Annotated in this window: 25 protein-coding genes; 6 read left to right on the plus strand and 19 right to left on the minus strand. The window is 35.3% G+C overall.

Going from position 1 to position 19,277, the window contains the following annotated elements; genetic code table 11:
- Positions 1 to 44 precede the first annotated feature (44 nt).
- Entirely contained in the window at positions 45 to 2,396 is a 2,352-nt protein-coding gene (locus ACFX4N_RS02885) for an immune inhibitor A domain-containing protein (protein WP_301264341.1), read from the minus strand.
- A gap of 380 nt (positions 2,397 to 2,776) precedes the next feature.
- Positions 2,777 to 3,073: a hypothetical protein gene (locus ACFX4N_RS02890; protein WP_013057017.1), complete on the minus strand. Its 297-nt coding sequence runs from the start codon at positions 3,071 to 3,073 to the stop codon at positions 2,777 to 2,779.
- Positions 3,074 to 3,306: 233 nt separating this feature from the next.
- Between ACFX4N_RS02890 and ACFX4N_RS02895 the strand changes: the two genes are divergently transcribed.
- Positions 3,307 to 3,900, plus strand: coding sequence for an exonuclease domain-containing protein (locus ACFX4N_RS02895; protein ID WP_013057015.1), 594 nt, complete (start codon positions 3,307 to 3,309; stop codon positions 3,898 to 3,900).
- 235 nt (positions 3,901 to 4,135) lie between these two features.
- Here ACFX4N_RS02895 and ACFX4N_RS02900 read toward each other — a convergent pair whose 3' ends face one another.
- The 4 genes from ACFX4N_RS02900 to ACFX4N_RS02915 form a co-directional block, all read right to left on the minus strand.
- Complete coding sequence (locus ACFX4N_RS02900; RefSeq protein WP_013057013.1) at positions 4,136 to 4,303, minus strand: Fur-regulated basic protein FbpA; 168 nt, start codon at positions 4,301 to 4,303, stop codon at positions 4,136 to 4,138.
- Positions 4,304 to 4,529: 226 nt separating this feature from the next.
- Positions 4,530 to 6,023: a sodium:solute symporter family protein gene (locus ACFX4N_RS02905; RefSeq protein WP_029321721.1), complete on the minus strand. Its 1,494-nt coding sequence runs from the start codon at positions 6,021 to 6,023 to the stop codon at positions 4,530 to 4,532.
- Positions 6,023 to 6,220 (minus strand): DUF3311 domain-containing protein, encoded by a 198-nt coding sequence (locus ACFX4N_RS02910; RefSeq protein ID WP_029321718.1) that lies wholly within the window; start codon positions 6,218 to 6,220, stop codon positions 6,023 to 6,025. Before ACFX4N_RS02910 ends, ACFX4N_RS02905 begins: the two co-directional genes overlap by 1 nt.
- Positions 6,221 to 6,531: 311 nt before the next feature.
- Positions 6,532 to 7,386, minus strand: coding sequence for an STAS domain-containing protein (locus tag ACFX4N_RS02915; protein ID WP_029321717.1), 855 nt, complete (start codon positions 7,384 to 7,386; stop codon positions 6,532 to 6,534).
- 234 nt (positions 7,387 to 7,620) lie between these two features.
- Here ACFX4N_RS02915 and ACFX4N_RS02920 point away from each other — a divergent pair, with 234 nt between their 5' ends.
- Entirely contained in the window at positions 7,621 to 8,127 is a 507-nt protein-coding gene (locus ACFX4N_RS02920) for a PCYCGC motif-containing (lipo)protein (protein WP_013083117.1), read from the plus strand.
- A 148-nt stretch (positions 8,128 to 8,275) separates the two neighbouring features.
- Here the strand turns inward: ACFX4N_RS02920 and ACFX4N_RS02925 are convergent, their stop codons facing one another.
- Both ACFX4N_RS02925 and ACFX4N_RS02930 read right to left on the minus strand, forming a co-directional pair.
- Complete coding sequence (locus ACFX4N_RS02925; RefSeq protein WP_013057008.1) at positions 8,276 to 9,253, minus strand: ring-cleaving dioxygenase; 978 nt, start codon at positions 9,251 to 9,253, stop codon at positions 8,276 to 8,278.
- Positions 9,254 to 9,499: 246 nt separating this feature from the next.
- Complete coding sequence (locus ACFX4N_RS02930; RefSeq protein ID WP_064471670.1) at positions 9,500 to 10,060, minus strand: maltose acetyltransferase domain-containing protein; 561 nt, start codon at positions 10,058 to 10,060, stop codon at positions 9,500 to 9,502.
- 599 nt (positions 10,061 to 10,659) lie between these two features.
- Between ACFX4N_RS02930 and ACFX4N_RS02935 the strand changes: the two genes are divergently transcribed.
- Positions 10,660 to 11,082: a type II toxin-antitoxin system VapC family toxin gene (locus ACFX4N_RS02935; RefSeq protein WP_057273162.1), complete on the plus strand. Its 423-nt coding sequence runs from the start codon at positions 10,660 to 10,662 to the stop codon at positions 11,080 to 11,082.
- A gap of 127 nt (positions 11,083 to 11,209) precedes the next feature.
- Complete coding sequence (locus ACFX4N_RS02940; RefSeq protein WP_078081837.1) at positions 11,210 to 11,437, plus strand: hypothetical protein; 228 nt, start codon at positions 11,210 to 11,212, stop codon at positions 11,435 to 11,437.
- 14 nt (positions 11,438 to 11,451) lie between these two features.
- On the opposite strand, the gene ACFX4N_RS02945 is transcribed toward ACFX4N_RS02940, so the two are convergent.
- The 8 genes from ACFX4N_RS02945 to ACFX4N_RS02980 form a co-directional block, all read right to left on the minus strand.
- Positions 11,452 to 12,345, minus strand: coding sequence for a helix-turn-helix domain-containing protein (locus ACFX4N_RS02945; protein ID WP_029321714.1), 894 nt, complete (start codon positions 12,343 to 12,345; stop codon positions 11,452 to 11,454).
- 166 nt (positions 12,346 to 12,511) lie between these two features.
- Positions 12,512 to 12,679 (minus strand): hypothetical protein, encoded by a 168-nt coding sequence (locus ACFX4N_RS02950; protein ID WP_155660336.1) that lies wholly within the window; start codon positions 12,677 to 12,679, stop codon positions 12,512 to 12,514.
- Positions 12,680 to 13,166: 487 nt separating this feature from the next.
- A complete protein-coding gene (locus ACFX4N_RS02955) occupies positions 13,167 to 13,379 on the minus strand; it encodes an HNH endonuclease (protein ID WP_080518337.1) in 213 nt (70 codons plus the stop codon).
- 273 nt (positions 13,380 to 13,652) lie between these two features.
- Positions 13,653 to 14,039: a hypothetical protein gene (locus tag ACFX4N_RS02960; protein ID WP_057273161.1), complete on the minus strand. Its 387-nt coding sequence runs from the start codon at positions 14,037 to 14,039 to the stop codon at positions 13,653 to 13,655.
- Positions 14,040 to 14,044: 5 nt separating this feature from the next.
- Positions 14,045 to 14,290, minus strand: coding sequence for a hypothetical protein (locus tag ACFX4N_RS02965; RefSeq protein ID WP_055991187.1), 246 nt, complete (start codon positions 14,288 to 14,290; stop codon positions 14,045 to 14,047).
- Positions 14,291 to 14,814: 524 nt separating this feature from the next.
- Positions 14,815 to 14,997 (minus strand): hypothetical protein, encoded by a 183-nt coding sequence (locus ACFX4N_RS02970; RefSeq protein WP_041816561.1) that lies wholly within the window; start codon positions 14,995 to 14,997, stop codon positions 14,815 to 14,817.
- A gap of 159 nt (positions 14,998 to 15,156) precedes the next feature.
- Entirely contained in the window at positions 15,157 to 15,399 is a 243-nt protein-coding gene (locus ACFX4N_RS02975) for a hypothetical protein (protein WP_057273160.1), read from the minus strand.
- 80 nt (positions 15,400 to 15,479) lie between these two features.
- Entirely contained in the window at positions 15,480 to 15,668 is a 189-nt protein-coding gene (locus tag ACFX4N_RS02980; RefSeq protein ID WP_041816559.1) for a hypothetical protein, read from the minus strand.
- A gap of 145 nt (positions 15,669 to 15,813) precedes the next feature.
- Between ACFX4N_RS02980 and ACFX4N_RS02985 the strand changes: the two genes are divergently transcribed.
- The gene (locus ACFX4N_RS02985; protein ID WP_057273159.1) at positions 15,814 to 16,311 is read left to right on the plus strand and encodes a hypothetical protein; all 498 of its coding nucleotides are present in this window, start codon (positions 15,814 to 15,816) and stop codon (positions 16,309 to 16,311) included.
- A 73-nt stretch (positions 16,312 to 16,384) separates the two neighbouring features.
- Here the strand turns inward: ACFX4N_RS02985 and ACFX4N_RS02990 are convergent, their stop codons facing one another.
- The 3 genes from ACFX4N_RS02990 to ACFX4N_RS03000 form a co-directional block, all read right to left on the minus strand.
- Positions 16,385 to 16,633 carry a hypothetical protein gene (locus tag ACFX4N_RS02990; RefSeq protein WP_029321696.1) on the minus strand — a complete coding sequence of 83 codons (249 nt, stop codon included), beginning with the start codon at positions 16,631 to 16,633 and terminating at the stop codon, positions 16,385 to 16,387.
- A 30-nt stretch (positions 16,634 to 16,663) separates the two neighbouring features.
- Entirely contained in the window at positions 16,664 to 17,485 is an 822-nt protein-coding gene (locus ACFX4N_RS02995; RefSeq protein ID WP_192100427.1) for a tyrosine-type recombinase/integrase, read from the minus strand.
- Between the two features lie 379 nt (positions 17,486 to 17,864).
- Positions 17,865 to 18,797 (minus strand): alpha/beta hydrolase, encoded by a 933-nt coding sequence (locus ACFX4N_RS03000; RefSeq protein ID WP_013057000.1) that lies wholly within the window; start codon positions 18,795 to 18,797, stop codon positions 17,865 to 17,867.
- 200 nt (positions 18,798 to 18,997) lie between these two features.
- Here ACFX4N_RS03000 and ACFX4N_RS03005 point away from each other — a divergent pair, with 200 nt between their 5' ends.
- On the plus strand, positions 18,998 to 19,273 hold the full coding sequence (locus ACFX4N_RS03005; RefSeq protein ID WP_025752355.1) for a hypothetical protein: 276 nt from the start codon (positions 18,998 to 19,000) through the stop codon (positions 19,271 to 19,273).
- Positions 19,274 to 19,277: the final 4 nt, after the last annotated feature.

Below are 19,277 nucleotides of genomic sequence, written 5' to 3' on the forward strand. Positions count from 1 at the left end.
TCCGAAGAATACGCTCTTCAGATCTTTTTTGAATACGTCTAATTTTACTTATGAATCCATACAGCACCGGCTGAATTGTCTTTTGCTTCACCAATTACGTCTAATTTTAATCCGTTTTGAGGAAGCAAGCGGCCTGCATCTTTAATTCTTTCATCTAAATACGATTTTTTGTCGTTGAAGCTTGTAACTCCATTTGATCCTTTAGATGAAATAGTTCCCCACGTTTTATGGGAATATGACCAAGCAGGTGATTTATCAAATGAGAACGCCGCGTCTGCAATTTGATATCGGCTTGAATTTGCTGTCGTGCTAATCCCATTCACATTAAAGTAAAGAACTTTATGAGCATGGGAATCAACCACGCCAAGGAATCCTTCACCTGGATGTTGTCCTACCCAGTTATCAAGGTAGCTTTCATCTGCGTACCAAAGCAGCATGCCTGTATTATATTTTGCACCTCGCGCGAATTGAAGTGCTTTATCGCTGCCTGCATAGTTTCTCCACTCAAGGTAATAATAGTTGTCTTTATAGCTGATGCCGTTTGTCTTTTCAAATCCATCTAACGTTACTTTTGGCGCTCCTTCAGCATCGTCCGTAAATACCGTTTTTCCATCTACTACTAAACTGGCATTATCAAGTGCAAATCCTTGAAGAGCAAGTCCTCCGTCTGTTACGTATTCAAATTGAAGCTTGATTTTTTTACCTTTAAACTGCGTCAAGTCATAGCTTTTATCTTCCCAGTTTCCGCCGGAAGTTTCTGCGGAACCGTCTGCGTTATTCGCTTTATCACCAATTGTATCTAACAGAACTTTTGAACCGTCAGGAAGAATCGCATTTACATATAAATAATCGTATTCTGCCTCTACTTCATAGAACGCTTTATAATTGAACGTCGCTGTTTTGGCCGTTGTTAAATCAAACTCTGGCGTCGTCATTGTCGTATGCAGATCATCTCCGCGTTTACTGTAGTAGTAGTTGCTTCCAAACTCAGGCTTAATCCCTTGAACAGCTTTTTTAGGTAAATTAATCTTCACAATACCCGGTCGTTTAGATTTTGTTACGCTTTGATCAACCACGCTCACAGAGCCCGATTTTGTAATGTTTTTGCTGTCGATTTGTTGAATATTTGCCCAGTTTCCACCCATATTTGCTTGGAAAAACTCTTTATTTTGCGGGGAGAAACTTGTCGGTTCTGTTCCAGCTACTTCACCAGCCCAGCTCCCTCCGCTCATAATTGACCAAACGCCTACCGGCTCACCTTGACCCGTATACTGTGTATCATACTCATCCGGCAAACCTAAATCATGGCCAAATTCATGAGCAAAAACGCCAACTGCTCCGTCTTCTGGTTCAATTGTATAATCATAAGCAGCCATGTTTGTTCCAGGAACTTTATACACTTGTCCCAAAGTAGAGCGATGAGACCAAATAGCATCGTTTCCTAGTTTACCTCCACCTGCTTCTTGCCCAGTTCCAGCATGAATGACCATTAAGTGGTCCACTATGCCGTCAGGCTCATTGCGGTTGCCGTCTCCATCGATATCATATTGATCGAACTGATCATAATCTGAAAGGTTAATGCCGCTTTTTGCTGCAGCAGCAAGCGCTTCTTTTACAAGATTACGAGGCCCTTTAGATCCAGGCGCATTATCGTTTCCTCCCGCTGGGTTGTCTGCTCCGTATTCTTTTGCGTTTCCAGGTACAGTTAACCAGTCAGAAACCGTTCCATCTACTGTGTAACTACCTCCAGACTGTTCTTCATAATATTGTTTAAACGTTTTAATTTTCTTTCCGTTAAATAGCGTAAAATCTTTCTTTCCAAACATTAATTGCTGATAATGATTTCGGTTAAAATCTTTTGCATACATGTAACCAGGTTCTTGAACGACATTGTTATGCTTAAAGTCTGCGTATTCGACTAAAAGAACAAGAACTTTATCTTTTCTCACTTGTCCTTTATAGTTTGCCTGAGCTGCAGGTTTAACGTTTACCCCGTTCCCCGAATTGTTTCCTTGAGACTTAATGTTAGCAAATTCGCCTCGTTGAAACTTTTCTTTTTGTTTTGTTTGCATTTCTTTCGCTTTCAAATCAATTTTGCTAGCTTTATGTCCCTTCATGCTCTCTTTATGTGCATCTTTTTTGTTTATGTAAGAAGTAACGGCTTTCTTCACTTCTTGCGGTGTTGCACTTTGAGAAATAACTCCTTGGTTTTTCAGTGCGTTAGCCAATCTTTCTTCCGGTACTGTATTCATATCAATTGGTGAACTCGGAAGTTCATCCGATTGTGCGGTTTTAGCTGAAGCAGTACTTCCATTCATAAGTACTGGCCCCACTCCGCTTAATGTAACAGTTGTGGCAAGAAAAGATGTCCCCAAAATCTTTTTCCAGCTTTTCAAGTAAACCCCTCCATTTTAGAATTTTCAAACTATTAGCAAGATTTATTTTATATTCTAAAACTAGGAAGGTCAACTACATTTTACTATATTATTAAAATTTTTTAATTCTAGTAGATAATGTAAAATAGTTTTATAGTATGTAACTAATTTTCTTTGCCTGACAATTAAAACGTCTGATAAAACCTTCTTACATATGCAAATTCTATGCCAAATCGATAACAGAAACTAAAAATATATGAAGCGTATTTTTTTAGGGAATTAGAACCATCTTTTCCGTATTACTATTATATAAAAACAAAAAATTCCCCATTATGGATACAGAAAGATAAAAAATCACTTCTCAATAGACGAGAAGTGATAATTTCTGTATGCAAGTAAATTTAAGAATGTTCTTTTTGACGCTGCAGCAAGATATGATAGAGCGACATGCTCCAAATAGACATGTTACGCGCTGCGATTTCATAAGGTTTTTCATCAATTTTAAACAAGAAATCCCCTTCATAACTCACGGATTTCCCTTGCTTTTCTAGCTCTTGTTTAACAGCTTCAATCCATTCTACTGCATTCGTATAATGTTTGTTCAAACGAACTTTAATAGTTTGATTCCTGTAATGAATAAAAGATGTAATTCCCCAAAAAATTAAGACAAGAAAAAGTACCATATACAGCAATTGCATGATAACGATCCCCTTCTTCCTTCATTTCATTATTTTCAATGAAGACTTAATTTAGATGAGTAAATATTACTATTCTCCTTTGCTATCGTCATCTCCTTTTAAAAAATAAATTCCTTTTCCACATAGGCGTATAAAATAAATCCATGTACGTGCTACCTCATCTTTTTTACTAACGTTTTCTGTTGAAAAATGATAAGCTAATAGAATGATAAATAGAAAGGGAGGGCGACGAGTTGTCAACTGAACAAGTGAAATTAGCAGCCGTTTTAGATGTTGAAACAACGGGATTAAGTGCGCAAACATGCGATATTATCGAACTAGCTATTGCTGTTGTTTCTTATGATTCTTCTACCGGAGAAATAATCGACATTGTAGAAGAATATGAAGAATTTAATATGCCTTCAACTCCCATTTTCCCGTATATTACAAACTTAACGGGAATTACAAATGAGATGGTCAAAAATAAAACATTAGACGATAAAAAAGTGGAATCGCTGTTAACTAGCGTTTCGGCTATCATCGCTCATAATGCTTCTTTCGATCGCAGTTTTCTTTTAAAACGGTATCCATCTTTATTCAACCAAAAATGGCACTGCTCTATGCGTGCTGTCAAATGGAAAGAGTACGGCTTTCCTAATAAAAAACTAACAACGCTTCTTGATCATCATAATATCGAGAGAGAGCACGCTCACAGAGCTATGGATGACGTGAAAGGAACCATTGACTTGCTAAGACAGCAAAATCCTAGCGGAGAGCCCTATTTTTCTGAAGTATTAAAAAAAGCAATGAGCAAACCTAAAAAAACAGCGGCCTCCACTCGTTTTTAACTCAACAAAAAAAGCGCAGAAGCTGCGCTTTTTTTGTTTTTATTCGCATATTTCTTAAGTGTTGAGTTATATGTTTGAGGAGTATGATTGGAAACAGCTAGGCTGTAAACGCACAGGAAGAAAAAGAAAAGTGCCTGCTTTCAAGCAAAAAAGCCGCGGAGGAACAAACTGAACAGCTGGTGTTTACACACATATACGAAATCAGCTGAATTTCTAATAATCTGGAAGATTTTAATTATACTTCTCTTATTTTTTGGTTTTGAAGATCGTGATGCGTTTGTTCTAGTTCACTTAAATTCAATTCGTACAAATGTCTCCCGTCTTCTGCTTTAAAGTAACCCGATTCAATAATTTGATTCATTAAAAGATCTTTCTTTTGCTCAAATGCTTTTTCAGATGTCATGTTATCATCTCCTTTTTTAAGTAAATATCTTTCATAGAAAAGACGTACACCGCTTGTGGCATACGTCTTGTTGCTTTTCACACTCGTTACCTATGTTTAAAAACAACGCAATCGTTACATTTTATCGAGAAGGCTGCTTATATCTTGCAGCCATATTGAACATTTTGGTGATGCACTACTTTTATACCCTTCATGATGTTCTTAAAACGCAATTGGAAAAAGATTTTCACAAAATTTGTTTTCCATCTACTGCCCCGCTTTCAAAATGCGGCTGTGCGGCGATTTTTTTCGTTGCTAAACTGACCACCATTAATACAACTAAATTAATAAATAAAGAAATAACGCCGACATTTGTATCTTTAATGATTTGTGGCAACGCAGGAAACAACGTGCCAAGCGTTGTTTCAGTAATCGTTATATACATCACAGACGCAATGCCGGCAACAATACCTGCACACGCCCCGTATTTAGTCACGATATTGTTTTTCATTAAACTAAAAATAAAAGCAGGAAACAGCTGCGTCACAATGCTGTAGCCCATTAGTAAAAGCGTTACAATCGTATTCCCTCCATGAAGTGTAAAATAGACTGAAACAAGCGCAATGACCGGTACGAAGCATTTAGCCAGTATCGAAATTTGTTTGCCCGTCGCTGAGGGAACAAGAACGCCATAAACGTTTTTAGATAGTGACGTAGAAGCTGCCATCAAAAGCATCGATCCAGGCACAAGTGCTGTTAATAAACCAGCAGCGCCAATAAAGCCGACAATCCACGGGTCAAATGTTTGAATGGAAAGACGAAGCAGTGACAAGTCCGCTTCTGCGCCTTGTAGTCCAGGTACCTGCATAAGAGCAGTAAACCCTACAAAAAAGACAAAAAGCAGCATTAGCGTATAAATAGGACTTATAATAGAATTCTTTCGAAATACATTCTCGTTTTCAGCTGAATACGTTGCATTAAACGTATGCGGCCACATGTAAAATCCTAATACGGTCAGCATGACTGTAGAAATAAACCACGAAATACTTAGACCTGTCTTGGGAAGAGTAAGAAACGTTGGATTTGCTTGATGCACAGCCTCAAACATTGGCTGTAAGCCTCCGTAGTAATGAAACGGCATATATATTCCTAAAAATAAGACGACAATAAAAATCATAATATCTTTAACAATAGCCGTCCACGCGGAACCATGTATGCCTGATATCATTAAGTAAACCGTTAGTGATATGGCTCCAATCCAAATGGCTGCGGTTGAAGAGATAGAGCCATAAGAAGCTTCAGATACAATAATACCTAAGCCTTTGAATTGTAAAATAATATAAGGAACAATTGCCAGCACCCCTGCGCATGAAACAACGATGCCTAGAAACGGGCTTTTGTATTTTGAAACAAAAAAATCCGGCTGAGACATGAGCTTATGTTTCTTCGCATATCGCCATATTTGCGGGCCGATCCAATACCCTAACACGTACGCTAAAGAAATATAGGCTAAAATATAAAACGCCGGTCCTCCTTTTCCATATGCCCAAGCGCTTCCTCCTAGAAACGTAAAAGTAGTATAGATTTCACCCGCCATCAAAAAGAAGACAAAAACAGTTCCAAAACCTCTGCCGCCTACGCTCCACTGTTCTAAATCCATTTTTTTGCCCCGCGTAGCTCGAATTCCAAGATAAATAGCTAAAAGTAAAAAACCAAAAATAATAATCAGAGCGGTATTCATTATTTATCTCCTCCTTTAACAGCAGGATCGAGCTTGTACACAATACCCATAATAAAAGACGTAAGGATTACCCACATAACAATCCAAAAGAGAAAAAAGGGCATCCCTAAAATAAACGGCTTCACTTTGTTAACAAAAGGCAATAAACCTAATATTCCTACAAACGGAAGCAGGCAAAGAAGATAAATTATTTTCATAGAACTCCTCCTTAATCAAACGGCTTAACAGTACTTATCTAAGGCTTTAACCATCTCATTATGTACTTCTCTTATTCTTCTCTTTACACCTCCATTCTTAAGCTAAACGAGACGTTTGGCATAGAAAACCGTCGTTTATTTGCTTCTTAGTATCTTCCATTTGTCCCCATGTGGAAAGAAGTTTGTAAGGCATGCTTACAAGATTTTGAATGCAGCAGAATATTATTTCATATACAGAATATAGACAAACAAAAAGAAACGGAACTGAGAGTAAAGGTCTCAGTTCCGTTTCGATCTAGCATTTCTATACTTTATTCTTCTTCTTTTTTCTTTACACCAAGCGAAGAGAGAGCTTGTTTTAAATGCCCAAACGTTTCAATTTTATTAAAACTAATTCCTACATTAACAGCTGTCTGAGCCATGTCAGGACTGACTCCTGACATAATCGCATGGATGCCTAGCAGCTGCAAAATGTTAATCAAATCAAAAAATTTGTGAGCGACATACGTATCTACATAATTTACACCCGATAAGTCAATGACTAGATGCCTTATATGTTTTTCTGCACACCTTTTTGGAACAACCTCGATAATAGAATCACCTTTGATTTCATCAATAAGCCCTACCAAAGGCAAGACCGCGATGTGATCTACAATTGGAATGACAGGAAAACTCGTTTCGTCGATTAGCTCTTGCTGAAGACTTATTTTTTGCCTTGTGATTTTATAATACTGTTCGGAGAATTCATTAATGAGTTTATCAAATGTTGTATGATAAACTTCGCTCCAAGACAGTATATCTTCTTTTGTAATAGATGAATGTATCAGACTATATGTTTTGACATACGTCCAAATAATTTTTCTTGTTTTGCTTAGCGCTTCTACTACCTCGTAAATCGGCGTATCAAATTTAATTCTGCTGTTTACTACTTCCGTCGTCCATTTCACCATACGTTGTTTAAAAATCTCTTGATCGTCAAGAAAGCCGCTCGCAATTGTTTCGATCGTATAAAGATGCTGCTCGCGCAGCTTTTTCTCAACTGAAGCGTCTGCGTCCTTTGAGTAAATCGATCCTTTAATATTACTTCTTTGGCGCAGCCATTCTTCACTGATAGAGGCTGAATTCTCTAAAATATATTCAAAAAGACGTTGATTTTGTTCACTCACTACTGTTTAACCTCCGTTCACTTTCTCCTTCTGTCCAATTACTTACAAAACGTACCTTATGATAAATTCATGCTTCATATTTTTTCCTCGTCCATCTCTATCATACACGATAACTGCTTTGCATACTTATAGAGAATTAGATATAAACAAGCAGGTATTTGATTATCTACATAGATAAACTGCCGTGTATGATGCAACTATCATTTATTTTCACATGAAAGGATGTTAATTGTATTGAAAAAATCAATTATTTTGTTGGGGATTCTCGCTACAAGTATTGGATTATCCGCTTGTTCAAACAATACAACAACTTCTTCTGCCACAAACTCTTCTGCACATTCAGGTCATGAACATCATAAAGCTGCAGTTGCTGACATTCGCGAAGAGACTCCAGGAGCAGATGTTTTACCACAGTTTTTGAAGAACCAGCCTAAAGATATGAAACTAGTTTATCTATCCGTTGCTAAAAATCGTGAACTACTTGAAAAAATCCCTTGCTACTGCGGATGTGGCATGGAAGCGAATCACAAAAATAGCTATGACTGCTTTATTTTTAAAAACAAAAGAAACGGAGCAGTTGTCTGGGATGATCATGGAACAAAATGCGGATTGTGTATAGAAATTGCAGCTAAAGCTATGCTCGACTATAACCGAGGCAAATCAATAAAAGATATTCGCAAAGACATCGATGAAAAATATAAAGAAGGCTATGCACAACCCACTCCCACTCCTTCCCTGTAGAACATTGGCAGTTTTTAAGTAAACATTCGCGACAGGTATATATAAAAGTAGAAAATATCAAAAGCACGTTTTTTTAGCGTTTTGAAAGCTGATTCATCTTTGAAACAGCAAAAAACACTCAAATAACTATTTGAGTGTTTTTTGTATACTATTCTTTCACAAACTCTTTTGTACTTCTTACTGTATCAATCGGACGCACGAGCTTCTCAATTTCTGCACGTTTTGGCTCTAAAAACGGAGGCAGTGATAATTTTTCTCCGAGCGTTTCGTAAGGTTCATCTCCCATAAATCCTGGTCCATCTGTCGCAAATTCAAATAAAATTTGCGGAGCCACTCTTGCATACAACGATTCAAAGAAGTGACGATTCACATAACCAGAAGTATGGAAACCGAAGCTTGGCATTCGGTTAATCCACTCTTCAAGAGCCTGTCGATTTTCTACGCGAAAAGCAACGTGATGAACCGTTCCAAAACCTTGCTGAGCCTGCGGAAGTTTTTCATTGTGTTCTACTACTACTTGCGCCCCGTTTCCTCCTTCTCCTACTTCAAATAGGTGAAGATCTCCTTCTTGAGCAATCTCTTTAAATAAAAGGACTTTTTCCATCATTTCTTTAAAGTAATTAAACTCGGCAATACGAATAAAGATAGGACCGAGTCCCGTAATAGCGTATTGAAGAGGAACAGGGCCTTTTTGCCAAGGAGTGCCTGATTCAACTCCTTGATTTCCTTCATCGGAAATTAACTGATACTGCTGATCATCAAAATCAACAAACGAAAGCGTCTTTTTCCCAAATAGCTCTTGAATCCCCGTATGCTTTACTTCTAAGCGATCAAAGCGCTTTACCCAATAGTCTAAAGCCTCATCATTTGGAACGCGGAAAGATGTTTTTGAAATTTCATTTGTTCCGTGAAAACCTTTTGGAATACCTGGAAAATCAAAAAAAGTCATGTCCGTTCCAGCGCTTCCTTTATCATCTGCAAAAAACAAATGATACGTTTGAATATCATCTTGATTGACCGTTTTTTTAACTAAGCGCATGCCTAACACATATGTGAAAAATTCATAATTCTTTTCTGCACTGCTTGTAATAGCCGTTACGTGGTGTATTCCTTTTAAGTGGTTCATTCTACATTCCTCCGGATAAATCGTCTAGTTTATTATTCATCATTTATCTTTAATTTAAATATCTTTAATTAAAGATAATATACCATGATTAATTTTCCTTTGTCAATAAAGTATGGATGATCTCGGAAGGAAATATGTATATTTTTACATTTAACCAAAACATTATAAATGAGGACGAGCCAAATCGGCAATAAAACATCGTATAAACAAAGAGCTTTTACAATTCAAAAGCTCTTTGTTTATTCTTTAATTTTCAATATGCTTGATTATAACTGCAGGATTGCCTCCGACTACCACGTTATCAGGAACATTTTTTGTCACAACGGCACCCGAAGCAATTACCGCATTGTTGCCTATTTTCACTCCAGGATTAATAACGGCTCTTCCCCCAATCCAGACGTTATTTCCTATTTCTACGCGTTTTCCAAACTCAGCTCCTGAAATTCTTTCAAGAGCATGCAAAGGATGAGTTGCTGTATAGATATGTACACCTGGTGCAAGAAAACAATTATCTCCTATTCTTATTTCACATACATCTAAAAGTACGCAATCAAAGTTAGCATAAAAATTTTCTCCAACATGAATGTTAGAACCGTAGTCACAGCGGAAAGTAGGCTCTATGCAAAGAGAATTTCCCGTAGACCCAAACAGTTCTTTTAATAAGTTTGTACGTCTTTCTTCTTCCCTTTCTGTTGTTTGGTTATAAAGCCTTGTTAATCTTCGAGCGTTTTCACGTTCTTTTATTAATTGCAGATCAGCGGAAAGATATAATTCTCCATCCAGCATTTTTTGTTTTTCTGTTTTCATTTTGCATCCCCTTTTTTGTAGTTCCTTCTCTAACCTATACTGATTTATTCTCTTACACGATATCATGTTTTTAAACCTTTGTCCGGTATTCGCTGAGATTATCACCCACCAGGCAAACATTAGTTAATTTAATAACTCCCGGAAGCTAATTTTTTAATCTTTTTATGTAAAAGGAATAGTAAGAGAAACCTTCATCACATATACTATATAAATTTATATAAAAGGCAGGGATATCATGAAAGCACAGCGCTTGGTAGATGACCAAAAAGGAACATACAGCAAGGAGGTTCAGAAGCACTTTAAACTAAAAATAAATGGAAAAATTTACACACAACCCTCACCATAATCACCTTCCTCCCGCCCTATACAAAAGAAAAATCTTAAATACAAACCTCAAAATAAAGTTCTACGCACGTACGATAAAAAAGATAAAACATTAAATGATACACAAGAAAAGCTCATAAAATCTGCAAAAACTAGATTAACTAAATATGAAAAGCTTCTATTAAGCAATCAGCTTTCAGAATCTGCGGCTCTTTACTCACCTTTTGGGTTAGAAGAGCTGGTACGAATGGCTAGTAGAGAGGAGTGAACGATTTGTGTTGGGTGAAAAAGTAATCATTGATACAAACATTTGGGCTTCACATGCGCTTAATTATCCAGAAGTTGTGGAATATATTAATGAACTTATTTCAAATAATGCGGAATTTTTAATGCCTACCGTTGTACAAATGGAACTTCTGTCGCATTGGGAAGTAGAAACAAATCCTCAAGTCAAAGCAGTAAAAAATCATCCGGATGCGATGATTGCCGCATCTGCTTTTATACATAATGCGAAACTGATTTCCAACAATAATAAAGATTTTGCTGGGATTACATTTAATTTCAGCTATCGAGGTCAACCATTATCTTATGTAAATCCTATTAAAGACACGATTGCTTACGCTTCTTTTATTAAAAGCTTTGAACTTCTCAACCTTCCCGATGCTGATAACTTACAAGAAAACGAGAAGGAAAGCTAATTTGTTTTTATTTTCAAAATACTCTTTGTCTCCCGCCTTTTTCAAATTAAAAGTTTGATGGGTACATACTCCAATTCTTTTTATGTTGAATACAGTAAAAAGCATAAAAATTTAGGCGGTGAAAAGAGTGAATTATCAATATTACCCAGAACAAGCTTTAGAAGAGTACCAATATGGCTATGATTATTATTCGAATCCCCATGAAACTGACGAAAGATTCCCTTATGGTTATTATCCATACCCTCGCCCACGTCCATTTTATCCTTACCCTTATCCTCGTCCTATTTATTACCATCCCCCTTACTTTTACCCTCGTCCTCGTCCGTTTTACCCACACCCAGTGTATTGGAGATAAAAAAAGAAGAGCGATCAGCTCTTCTTTTTTGTTTCTTGATATTTAGACATCTCTTCTTTAATAATGGTCACAAACGCTTCATTTTGCTCAATTTCAAAAACAGTAATAGCTTTTTCTAAGTAAGCTATTCCTTCTTTAAGCTCACCAAGCTGACAGAGTGCTTCTCCAATTTGATAGTGCAGTTCTCCTAATAAATAAAGCGTCTCATGCTGAATACAAAGCTCTAGTCCTGCTTGTGCATATTTAACCGACTTTTCATAACGTTCCATTTGCAAAAGCGCACGCGATAATCCGTATAAAATTCGAATTTTGACTAAAGGATCTTTTAACTTAGGAAGCAAAGCAATATGCTGCAATCCTTCCATAAACGTACTGAACGCTTTTTTTAAATGACCTTCTTCTTCATAAATAATGGCAATACTATTTAAAATAGCAATCTCTTTTTCTGAATAAAACTGTTCGCTCGTACGCGTGAACGCAATGGCTTTTTCCAATTTACGAAGCGCTTGTTCAAATTTATTTCCAATATAATAATCACATATGGCTTCGTGCCATAGGAAAAATTGTGCGTGAAAAGGATCTTGAAACATAGGATTATCTTTTTCTTTGTTCACCATATGTAACACGGTTTCATAATCGCGTTTTCGTATATAATGCCTAATGGTCGATTTAATTTCTTTTGAATAATCGTTGGGCGTTAGCTCTCCTGCTTCAAAGAAATAATTCATCGGAACCCCTAAGCGTTTCGATAAATGATAGAGAACTTCACTGCTTGCATGAATTTCACCTTGTTCAAATCGATGTAGCTCTTCTTCTGTACAAATTCCTTTTGATAACTCGACAGTTGTCATTTCCGCAATCTTTCGCAGATCTTGAATCAGCTGACCTACTTGTTTTTTATCATTCAAAAAATCACCTTACTTAAAACGTATAAACCCCGTTAAAACAACGTTCCGTTATAATATTGTAAGCCTATTGTACATTTAGATAGTTTTTTTATCAATAGAAATAAGAAAAAAATTCCAATAAAAATTCTTCTAATTATATTAACGTCACACCTAACCCACTTAACCTTTATAAAATATCACCTTGAATTGATAAATTAATTCGACTAACTAATTTTTCTAAGTCCTTGATTAATTCATTAGGGGTGCAAGTATTATTCATTACGTTATTACATATCTTTAGAAGCTCAAGTTTAACTTCTATGTTAATTTCCTTTGATTTCAATTGCTCTTCCACAACAAACAGCCCCTTAATAAGTACATATTATCATAAAAAAGGATTTTTTTGTTATTATTTCATTTGTTTTTGCTTCAAATTTCTTTCCCTAACTTAAAATAAATTTCTTTTCACCTATATTATTTTTATGTATACTGAAAAAGAACTATACATCCAGAAGGAGGAAATTTAATTACATTCTTTACCGTAGATGCACTTTTAGAAAATAACTCTCACGTACTACAATATTATCAAACTGCTAGTCGACTATGGGACGAAATTTGGAATGATCCTCAAAGTGAGACCTCTGAAGGTTTATCTCGTATTTTATCTAACCGACAGCTTACTTTTGAAGAACGGTGTGGCGGAAGACCACTAGGTCAAGAAGTTATGGTTTAGGTAGGGTTTGGTCAGTTGTACAGTCCGTACAATGGTTATACAGATGATAGTAGAGCTAAAGCTCATTTATTAAAAGAAGCTTTTAGACTCAACTATTGTAGTTTTGAAGTTAAAAGTTTAGCAGATGATGCTTCCAGTTCTTATGATGATGTGCTTTACATACTGATTGTAGATTGTCTATTGATAAACGTTTACTCCAATCCTCTTTCACTTCTATAAGGTGATGGACTATTTCAACAGGAGTAAGCCTGCCTTCTTCAAGACAGACCTCGCATAAAGGGTTTAACCTCTTCTTCCTATTGCGTAATTTAATCCATGAAATACTAGAATAAAAGGCTTGTTCTTTCTTATCTACTCGCTGTTCTTTATACTCTCGATGAGCATCTTCCCTACACTTATCACAATATGTATCATAAGTTAATTCTCTACATTCATTCCTCCGTGTTACATATCTTAGGACTCTTGCGAGGCACGCTGTGTTTTAACCACCCTTCCTGTTCCTTTTATTATTTAGCACATATTTCAAGTTATGTAATTTAGACATAATAAAAAGCCACCCAATTTGAGCAGCTTAAACTTATAAAAATATTAACTTTTATTTCAGCTCTAAAAGTAAATAACTTAGCGCCCTATCTAATGCTTCAGATATAGTTTCAACCTCTTCAATCAACTCTGCGCCAGATTTCAAATGATAAGATAAACCCGTATCAAAAATTTTAATTCCACCAGCAACCTGATAGTTAGATTTTAAAACTTTCCTCAAGCTCAATACAGATCCTTGGATTTTAAAAGAAACTAAACAGTCTGGAAATGAAATTTCATTTTCCTCTTTATTAAAATTGACTTTAGGCTGTTGATTATCATTTAGCTTTACATTTAACATCTCAATGAAAGAATCAATAATATCTTGAATCAGTACCAGTTCGAAATGTTTTCCTGAAATTTTAGAAACATAAGCATTAATCCAATTTTTATCGACCATATCTATTACCACCTTTTGTCTATTCTATTCGACAAAAAGTTATTTATTCTTACCTTATTATTATTTTTTTCTTCTGTAACCATAAACTGCACCACATTATTTAAATTGATATGCACTAGCTCTTTTTCATTCGAAACAAATTTTTCATGTTTTGTTATATGACTAATGACTTCTTTCTTTGATGTGGCTTCAAATTTTAATTCCTTTGTCCTGCCGTTTATAAATTCAAAAACAACTTTAAATTTAAGCATATGTGTATCACCTCTTCACCTACTAGTTCGACAAAGAATGACAAATCATCTGTTTTTAATAAAAAAGGACACTGATGAATCAGTATCCTTATGCTTATTACTTCAATAATAACTCCTGAAACTGAAAGGTATGGCAGGTCCCGAAATAGGCGACTGTCCTCCACCCCCAAGTTTTGGAGCCTTAGCAGGATACCCCAATGGATAATTCCCCCACCAACTGTCAACCTCACCACTAGAATTCAGTACATATCCAGTAGGACGTCCAAAGGAAGGCATAAAATAGGGGTAGAAAGTATAGTTAAAAGGCGTATAGAAATTAGAATAAAACATTTAATCACCTACTTTGTTTCAATTTGTAAAAAAGCCTTCATTAAAATATGAAAGCTTTTCTTTTATTGTGAATCATCGTTTTCAACAACTTTTTATTACTCGAACAAAATAAAAAGCCACTCTAATTTTTAGAGCGACTTAACGTTAAGTATTAAAATGTTGAATGCGTAAGCTCATTGTAAAAAACAACAACTTTAATTGTTTTTTCCTTTCTGAGTAAGCTTGTTTTGAATGCGTAAAAGCAATCCAATTATTACCCCAGCAAATATAGTTAAAGCAATATATGGAGTCCAATCTCCATTAAATAAGGCTTCCATTACTACGAATATTACTACACAAACTATTACACTTGCTAGAATGTACAATAGGTTCTTCATTACACCACTCCTATATAACAATAAAATTCTAATGAGCTATAACAATAGTCATAGCTCATTGACTAACTAATTAATAGTAAAATAAAATCATTGGGGGTGTCATCTCTTTTTTAGAAAGATTTCCTCCCACACTAATGCTACTTATCTATACAAGTAGTCTTACTGTATTTTTTCTCTTTTCTCAATTTTCATTATAAAATTAGCTAATTCAATATCAATAAAGGTTCGATTTAGAGCTGGTATGTCCCAAAATTGTTGATGGTAATCTGGTATATATACACTCCCGTCATATTGTGCTTTAATAACCCGTCGGAAATTCTCGCCTAGGCATTGCACAATGTAGGACTTTATGCCGTTTTCTACTATAACATTTAGCACTTTAAAATCTAATTGAATTCTCATTTTCTAATCACCAACTTTCTGCCTATAATTTCGACAAAAAGTGTAATAACCCTTCTCGCTATATGACTATGAGAATATTTTTATTCCACGCACTTGAAAGCAATTTGATAAGCTTCATACTTGGTTAATCCTTGTAAACTCATTAAGTACTCAGCCAACATTATTCTTTGATTATGAGTTAAAGGTTCATCATCTTCTTCATTGATACGTAAGAACTCTTCGTCACTAATTTCTCCATCTAATATTTTTTGGTAAAGTTCATCGGTCATTATTTAATAGTCACCCTTTCTAAATTTGAACATACTAAAAAGCACCTGAATTGAAACGATGCTTCCCTGATTTTATTAACTGTATCTATGATGTTCTAATTTAACAACATTATTAATATTATTTATGTAATTGACCTTAAAGGAGATGATATCAGTGATTGAATATACAGGCTGGAAATTTTATGATGACTATACAGAAATTTATGGTAGAAACTATTTAACTCATCATGTTGGCTCAATGCTGGTGCCGGTTTCAAGAATAAAAGGCTTGACTCATGACAACGTTTTGTCTGAAGAAAAGTTAAGTCGTCTTCTTAAATCAACAGAAACTCACGGATATGTAACAACTGGTTCCTCTCACATGGATATTAACCTAACATTATTTCCTAATGGTGAGTTTTGCGTTGGTAATGGAGGTAATCATAGACCATACTTAGCAAAAAAACTAGGTATAACTATTATTAGAGCAATTGTAGATGTATGTATCCCACTTGACCTTTTAACAGATGAACAAATTCTACATTTTGAGTCCCTAGATCCTTATGATTTACCTAATAACCCAGAATTAAAAGATGTAGCATATGCCCTAGAACTAATGCCTAGCCAACAACTTGCTAAACAAACTATTATTCATATTCGCTGAGCACCAAAACAGGTGATTTTTGTTGTTAAACAAAATAAAAAGCCACTCTAATTGAGTGACTCTTTACTTGTTATCATTTGTCTTTTACTTCAGTAGGCACATAATCTAAAAGTATTGATATTATCATATTGAAATGCCATGGAGTAAGGTTATCTCCATTATTATCTTTTAATTCGTTAGTTAATTTCTCTAAGGTTTCAGTCCACATCGGAGAATTATTCCTTTGCTTAGCCTCTTCTGCTAAGTGTTCTACAACATTTAGTGCTTTGTAATACTCATTATCCTTAGCACTGATATAATAATCCTTTTGTTCATAGGGCATTATCCTACACAACCCTTTCGTAATTTTTAATTATCTATGGGCATACCTAGGAAAATCGTTTAAAACTATGTAATCTCCACACCCATTGCAATCAATTCTTAATTCTTCCACTGTATCTTCTACTTCATCAATGTCATCAACATTATGATCATAATCCAAGCAAATCTCTCTTATCTGAAATTTACTAGCTAAATCATCCATACTAGAATGTTGTCCTATAGTTTTTGGAGTTAATTCTACTAATCTAAATTTCTTCGATTTTGTATTTTGAAAAGTTACTGACCGCTTATCGAAATCAACGTCTCGTTTCTTCAAATATAAAGTTTCATCTACCCTTCCTAATGTGTCTAGCAATGTATGTAAAAGCACATATGATCTAAATTGAGCATAATAACTCTTATTAAAGGCATTAAAAATTCGCTTTATTTCATCTACCGTCAATGTTTCAACCTTATGTTTTTGGAACTTTACATTACGAATTTCATTAAAGACAATTTCTTTCAGCACTTCTTCACGTTTCAAAATATTAAAAGCAGCACGTGCTTTTTGAAGGTAGTTATTTACACTAGATGGCTTCACCCCCTTATTTGCAACTTGCTTAAATTTACTACTTGTATCAGATTTTTCGTGAAGCAACCAATTAATAAAATCCCTAGCGTCATTTAAAGTGATATCATCTACTCTTGTATCTTTTTCAAAGAATGCAATTAAATCATTAAAAACGAGATTATATTGATTTAAAGTGGATTGAGCCATACCTTCTAAAGTTTTAATTTTAATAATTTTCTCTTTAGCTTCTTCAAGATTTATTTGAGCTACTTTTGCTCCCTTTCTTATTCGCTTTGCACACAAAAAGGCAACCCCCTTTGAATAATGGAAGTTGCCTTAACAGTTTAGGTAGTTTTTTTATTATGGACAAGTTTCAGTCTTAGTGACTATTTACTTACCCTCTAAAAACCCTATTATATCAACGTTTATCAAGTATTTTTTGAAAAGGAATCAGCTGACCTACTTGTTTTTTATCATTCGAAAAATCACCTTATTTAATGTAAATAAATGTTTTTACCCTACTTTTCTACTATACTCCAAACAAAATGACTTTAAAAGAGATAATGGGCTATTTTTTGAAACTATTGTCAATCTTTTCTCCCTATTAATAAAGAAAAACAGCACATCCATGTGCTGCTTCTCCCAAGTTCATATAATTTATGACACTATATATCTTTGCTCCTTAAATAGAGTCAAATACTTGACGCAGTTGAGCTGCGCTTTTATTGATCGCCTGCTGAGCGAGTGGGACAAATTCATGAAACCCTAAAAACCCGTGAATCATTGTTTCATAATTTTCATAGGTGACGGGGACACCGTGATTTTTTAATGCGTCCGCGTAGTCTTTTCCGCTATCTCTTAAAGGATCATACTGTGCTGTAATAATGGTAGCGCTTGGTAGACTCGATAAATCTTCTAGTAATACCGGAGCGTTATAAGGATGCTGTTCTTCTTCTTTATTATTTAAGTACTGAAGGCGAAACCAATCCATGAGATCTTTTGAAAGGAAATATCCTTCCGCATTTTCTTTCATAGAAGCAGGGTGCTGATTTTTAAATCCTAAAGACGGATAAATAAGCAGCTGATGAACAATGGATGGACCTTGTCTTTCTTTTGCTAAAATGCTCACAACCGCAGCAAGGTTGCCACCGGCACTGTCCCCACCGACGGCAATTTTATTTGAATCGATATTTAACTGAGACGCATGAGCTGAAATCCAATCCAAGGCTTCATAGGCATCGTTTACTGCAGCGGGAAATTTATCTTCAGGAGCAAGACGATAATCAACAGACACCACAATACAGTTTGCTCCATTTGCATACGACCTGCATATAGAGTCATGAGTATCCAGGCTTCCTAATACCCAGCCTCCTCCGTGATAATAAACAAGAGCGGGAAATGGCCCTGTTCCTTCAGGTTCATACACTCGTATAGTGAGCGTACGTTCATTTAATTCAATGTCTTTATTATATACTTTTTTAACTGCTTCTTTGGAAGGAGTTAAAGACATCTTTTCCATTTCTCTCAGCTGCGGGGGTGTAACGTCCTCTAAAGAAGGACGGGGCATTTCATTATATTGATTTAGAAATATTTGAATATGCGGATCTAACGGCATTCTTCTTCTCTCTCCTTTCAAGGTAACTCTATATGTAATGATGAATGAAATTTCAGAAAAAATCCAATATATTGTCTTCTCGGCAGGCTTTTGTTTGTTTTAATTAAAAATGGGTATAACAATTAAATAAAGAGGATGATATTCGTATATATTTTATTCTCACCTATATAAATATAAATACGTACAAAGGAGGCACACTGATGATTATTGTTTATATAAGCTTAGCTGTTGTTTTGGCATCACTTGCGTATCTTATTTACGCAGGCGTATCATTTAATAAAAAAATCAAGCCAACTGTGAACTCTGTAAATGCTACTTCTCAACACCTTCAAAACGAAACTGATCATATCAAAGAAAAAACAAATCATTTAAAAGTAACACAAGCAGCTATTAAAACCGATGTACAGTACAAAAAAGATTCGGTCAAATATACAGCCAACTCATTTAAACAGCTTGTTAATAGCTTTAAACGTTGAAAAA

The organism is Priestia sp. YIM B13551 (genome assembly GCF_042787905.1).
Classification (GTDB): domain Bacteria; phylum Bacillota; class Bacilli; order Bacillales; family Bacillaceae_H; genus Priestia.

What these genes read in the sequence shown, in the direction of transcription:
- ACFX4N_RS02960 (WP_057273161.1), bottom strand. Translation starts at nt 14,039, where the DNA reads ATGGTCGATAAAAATTGGATTAATGCTTATGTTTCTAAAATTTCAGGA.
- ACFX4N_RS03000 (WP_013057000.1), bottom strand. Translation starts at nt 18,797, where the DNA reads ATGCCGTTAGATCCGCATATTCAAATATTTCTAAATCAATATAATGAA.
- ACFX4N_RS03005 (WP_025752355.1), top strand. Translation starts at nt 18,998, where the DNA reads ATGATTATTGTTTATATAAGCTTAGCTGTTGTTTTGGCATCACTTGCG.
- ACFX4N_RS02965 (WP_055991187.1), bottom strand. Translation starts at nt 14,290, where the DNA reads ATGCTTAAATTTAAAGTTGTTTTTGAATTTATAAACGGCAGGACAAAG.
- ACFX4N_RS02980 (WP_041816559.1), bottom strand. Translation starts at nt 15,668, where the DNA reads ATGACCGATGAACTTTACCAAAAAATATTAGATGGAGAAATTAGTGAC.
- ACFX4N_RS02975 (WP_057273160.1), bottom strand. Translation starts at nt 15,399, where the DNA reads ATGAGAATTCAATTAGATTTTAAAGTGCTAAATGTTATAGTAGAAAAC.
- ACFX4N_RS02900 (WP_013057013.1), bottom strand. Translation starts at nt 4,303, where the DNA reads ATGACATCTGAAAAAGCATTTGAGCAAAAGAAAGATCTTTTAATGAAT.
- ACFX4N_RS02925 (WP_013057008.1), bottom strand. Translation starts at nt 9,253, where the DNA reads ATGAACCACTTAAAAGGAATACACCACGTAACGGCTATTACAAGCAGT.
- ACFX4N_RS02905 (WP_029321721.1), bottom strand. Translation starts at nt 6,023, where the DNA reads ATGAATACCGCTCTGATTATTATTTTTGGTTTTTTACTTTTAGCTATT.
- ACFX4N_RS02970 (WP_041816561.1), bottom strand. Translation starts at nt 14,997, where the DNA reads ATGAAGAACCTATTGTACATTCTAGCAAGTGTAATAGTTTGTGTAGTA.
- ACFX4N_RS02990 (WP_029321696.1), bottom strand. Translation starts at nt 16,633, where the DNA reads ATGCCCTATGAACAAAAGGATTATTATATCAGTGCTAAGGATAATGAG.
- ACFX4N_RS02910 (WP_029321718.1), bottom strand. Translation starts at nt 6,220, where the DNA reads ATGAAAATAATTTATCTTCTTTGCCTGCTTCCGTTTGTAGGAATATTA.
- ACFX4N_RS02985 (WP_057273159.1), top strand. Translation starts at nt 15,814, where the DNA reads ATGATATCAGTGATTGAATATACAGGCTGGAAATTTTATGATGACTAT.
- ACFX4N_RS02890 (WP_013057017.1), bottom strand. Translation starts at nt 3,073, where the DNA reads ATGCAATTGCTGTATATGGTACTTTTTCTTGTCTTAATTTTTTGGGGA.
- ACFX4N_RS02930 (WP_064471670.1), bottom strand. Translation starts at nt 10,060, where the DNA reads ATGAAAACAGAAAAACAAAAAATGCTGGATGGAGAATTATATCTTTCC.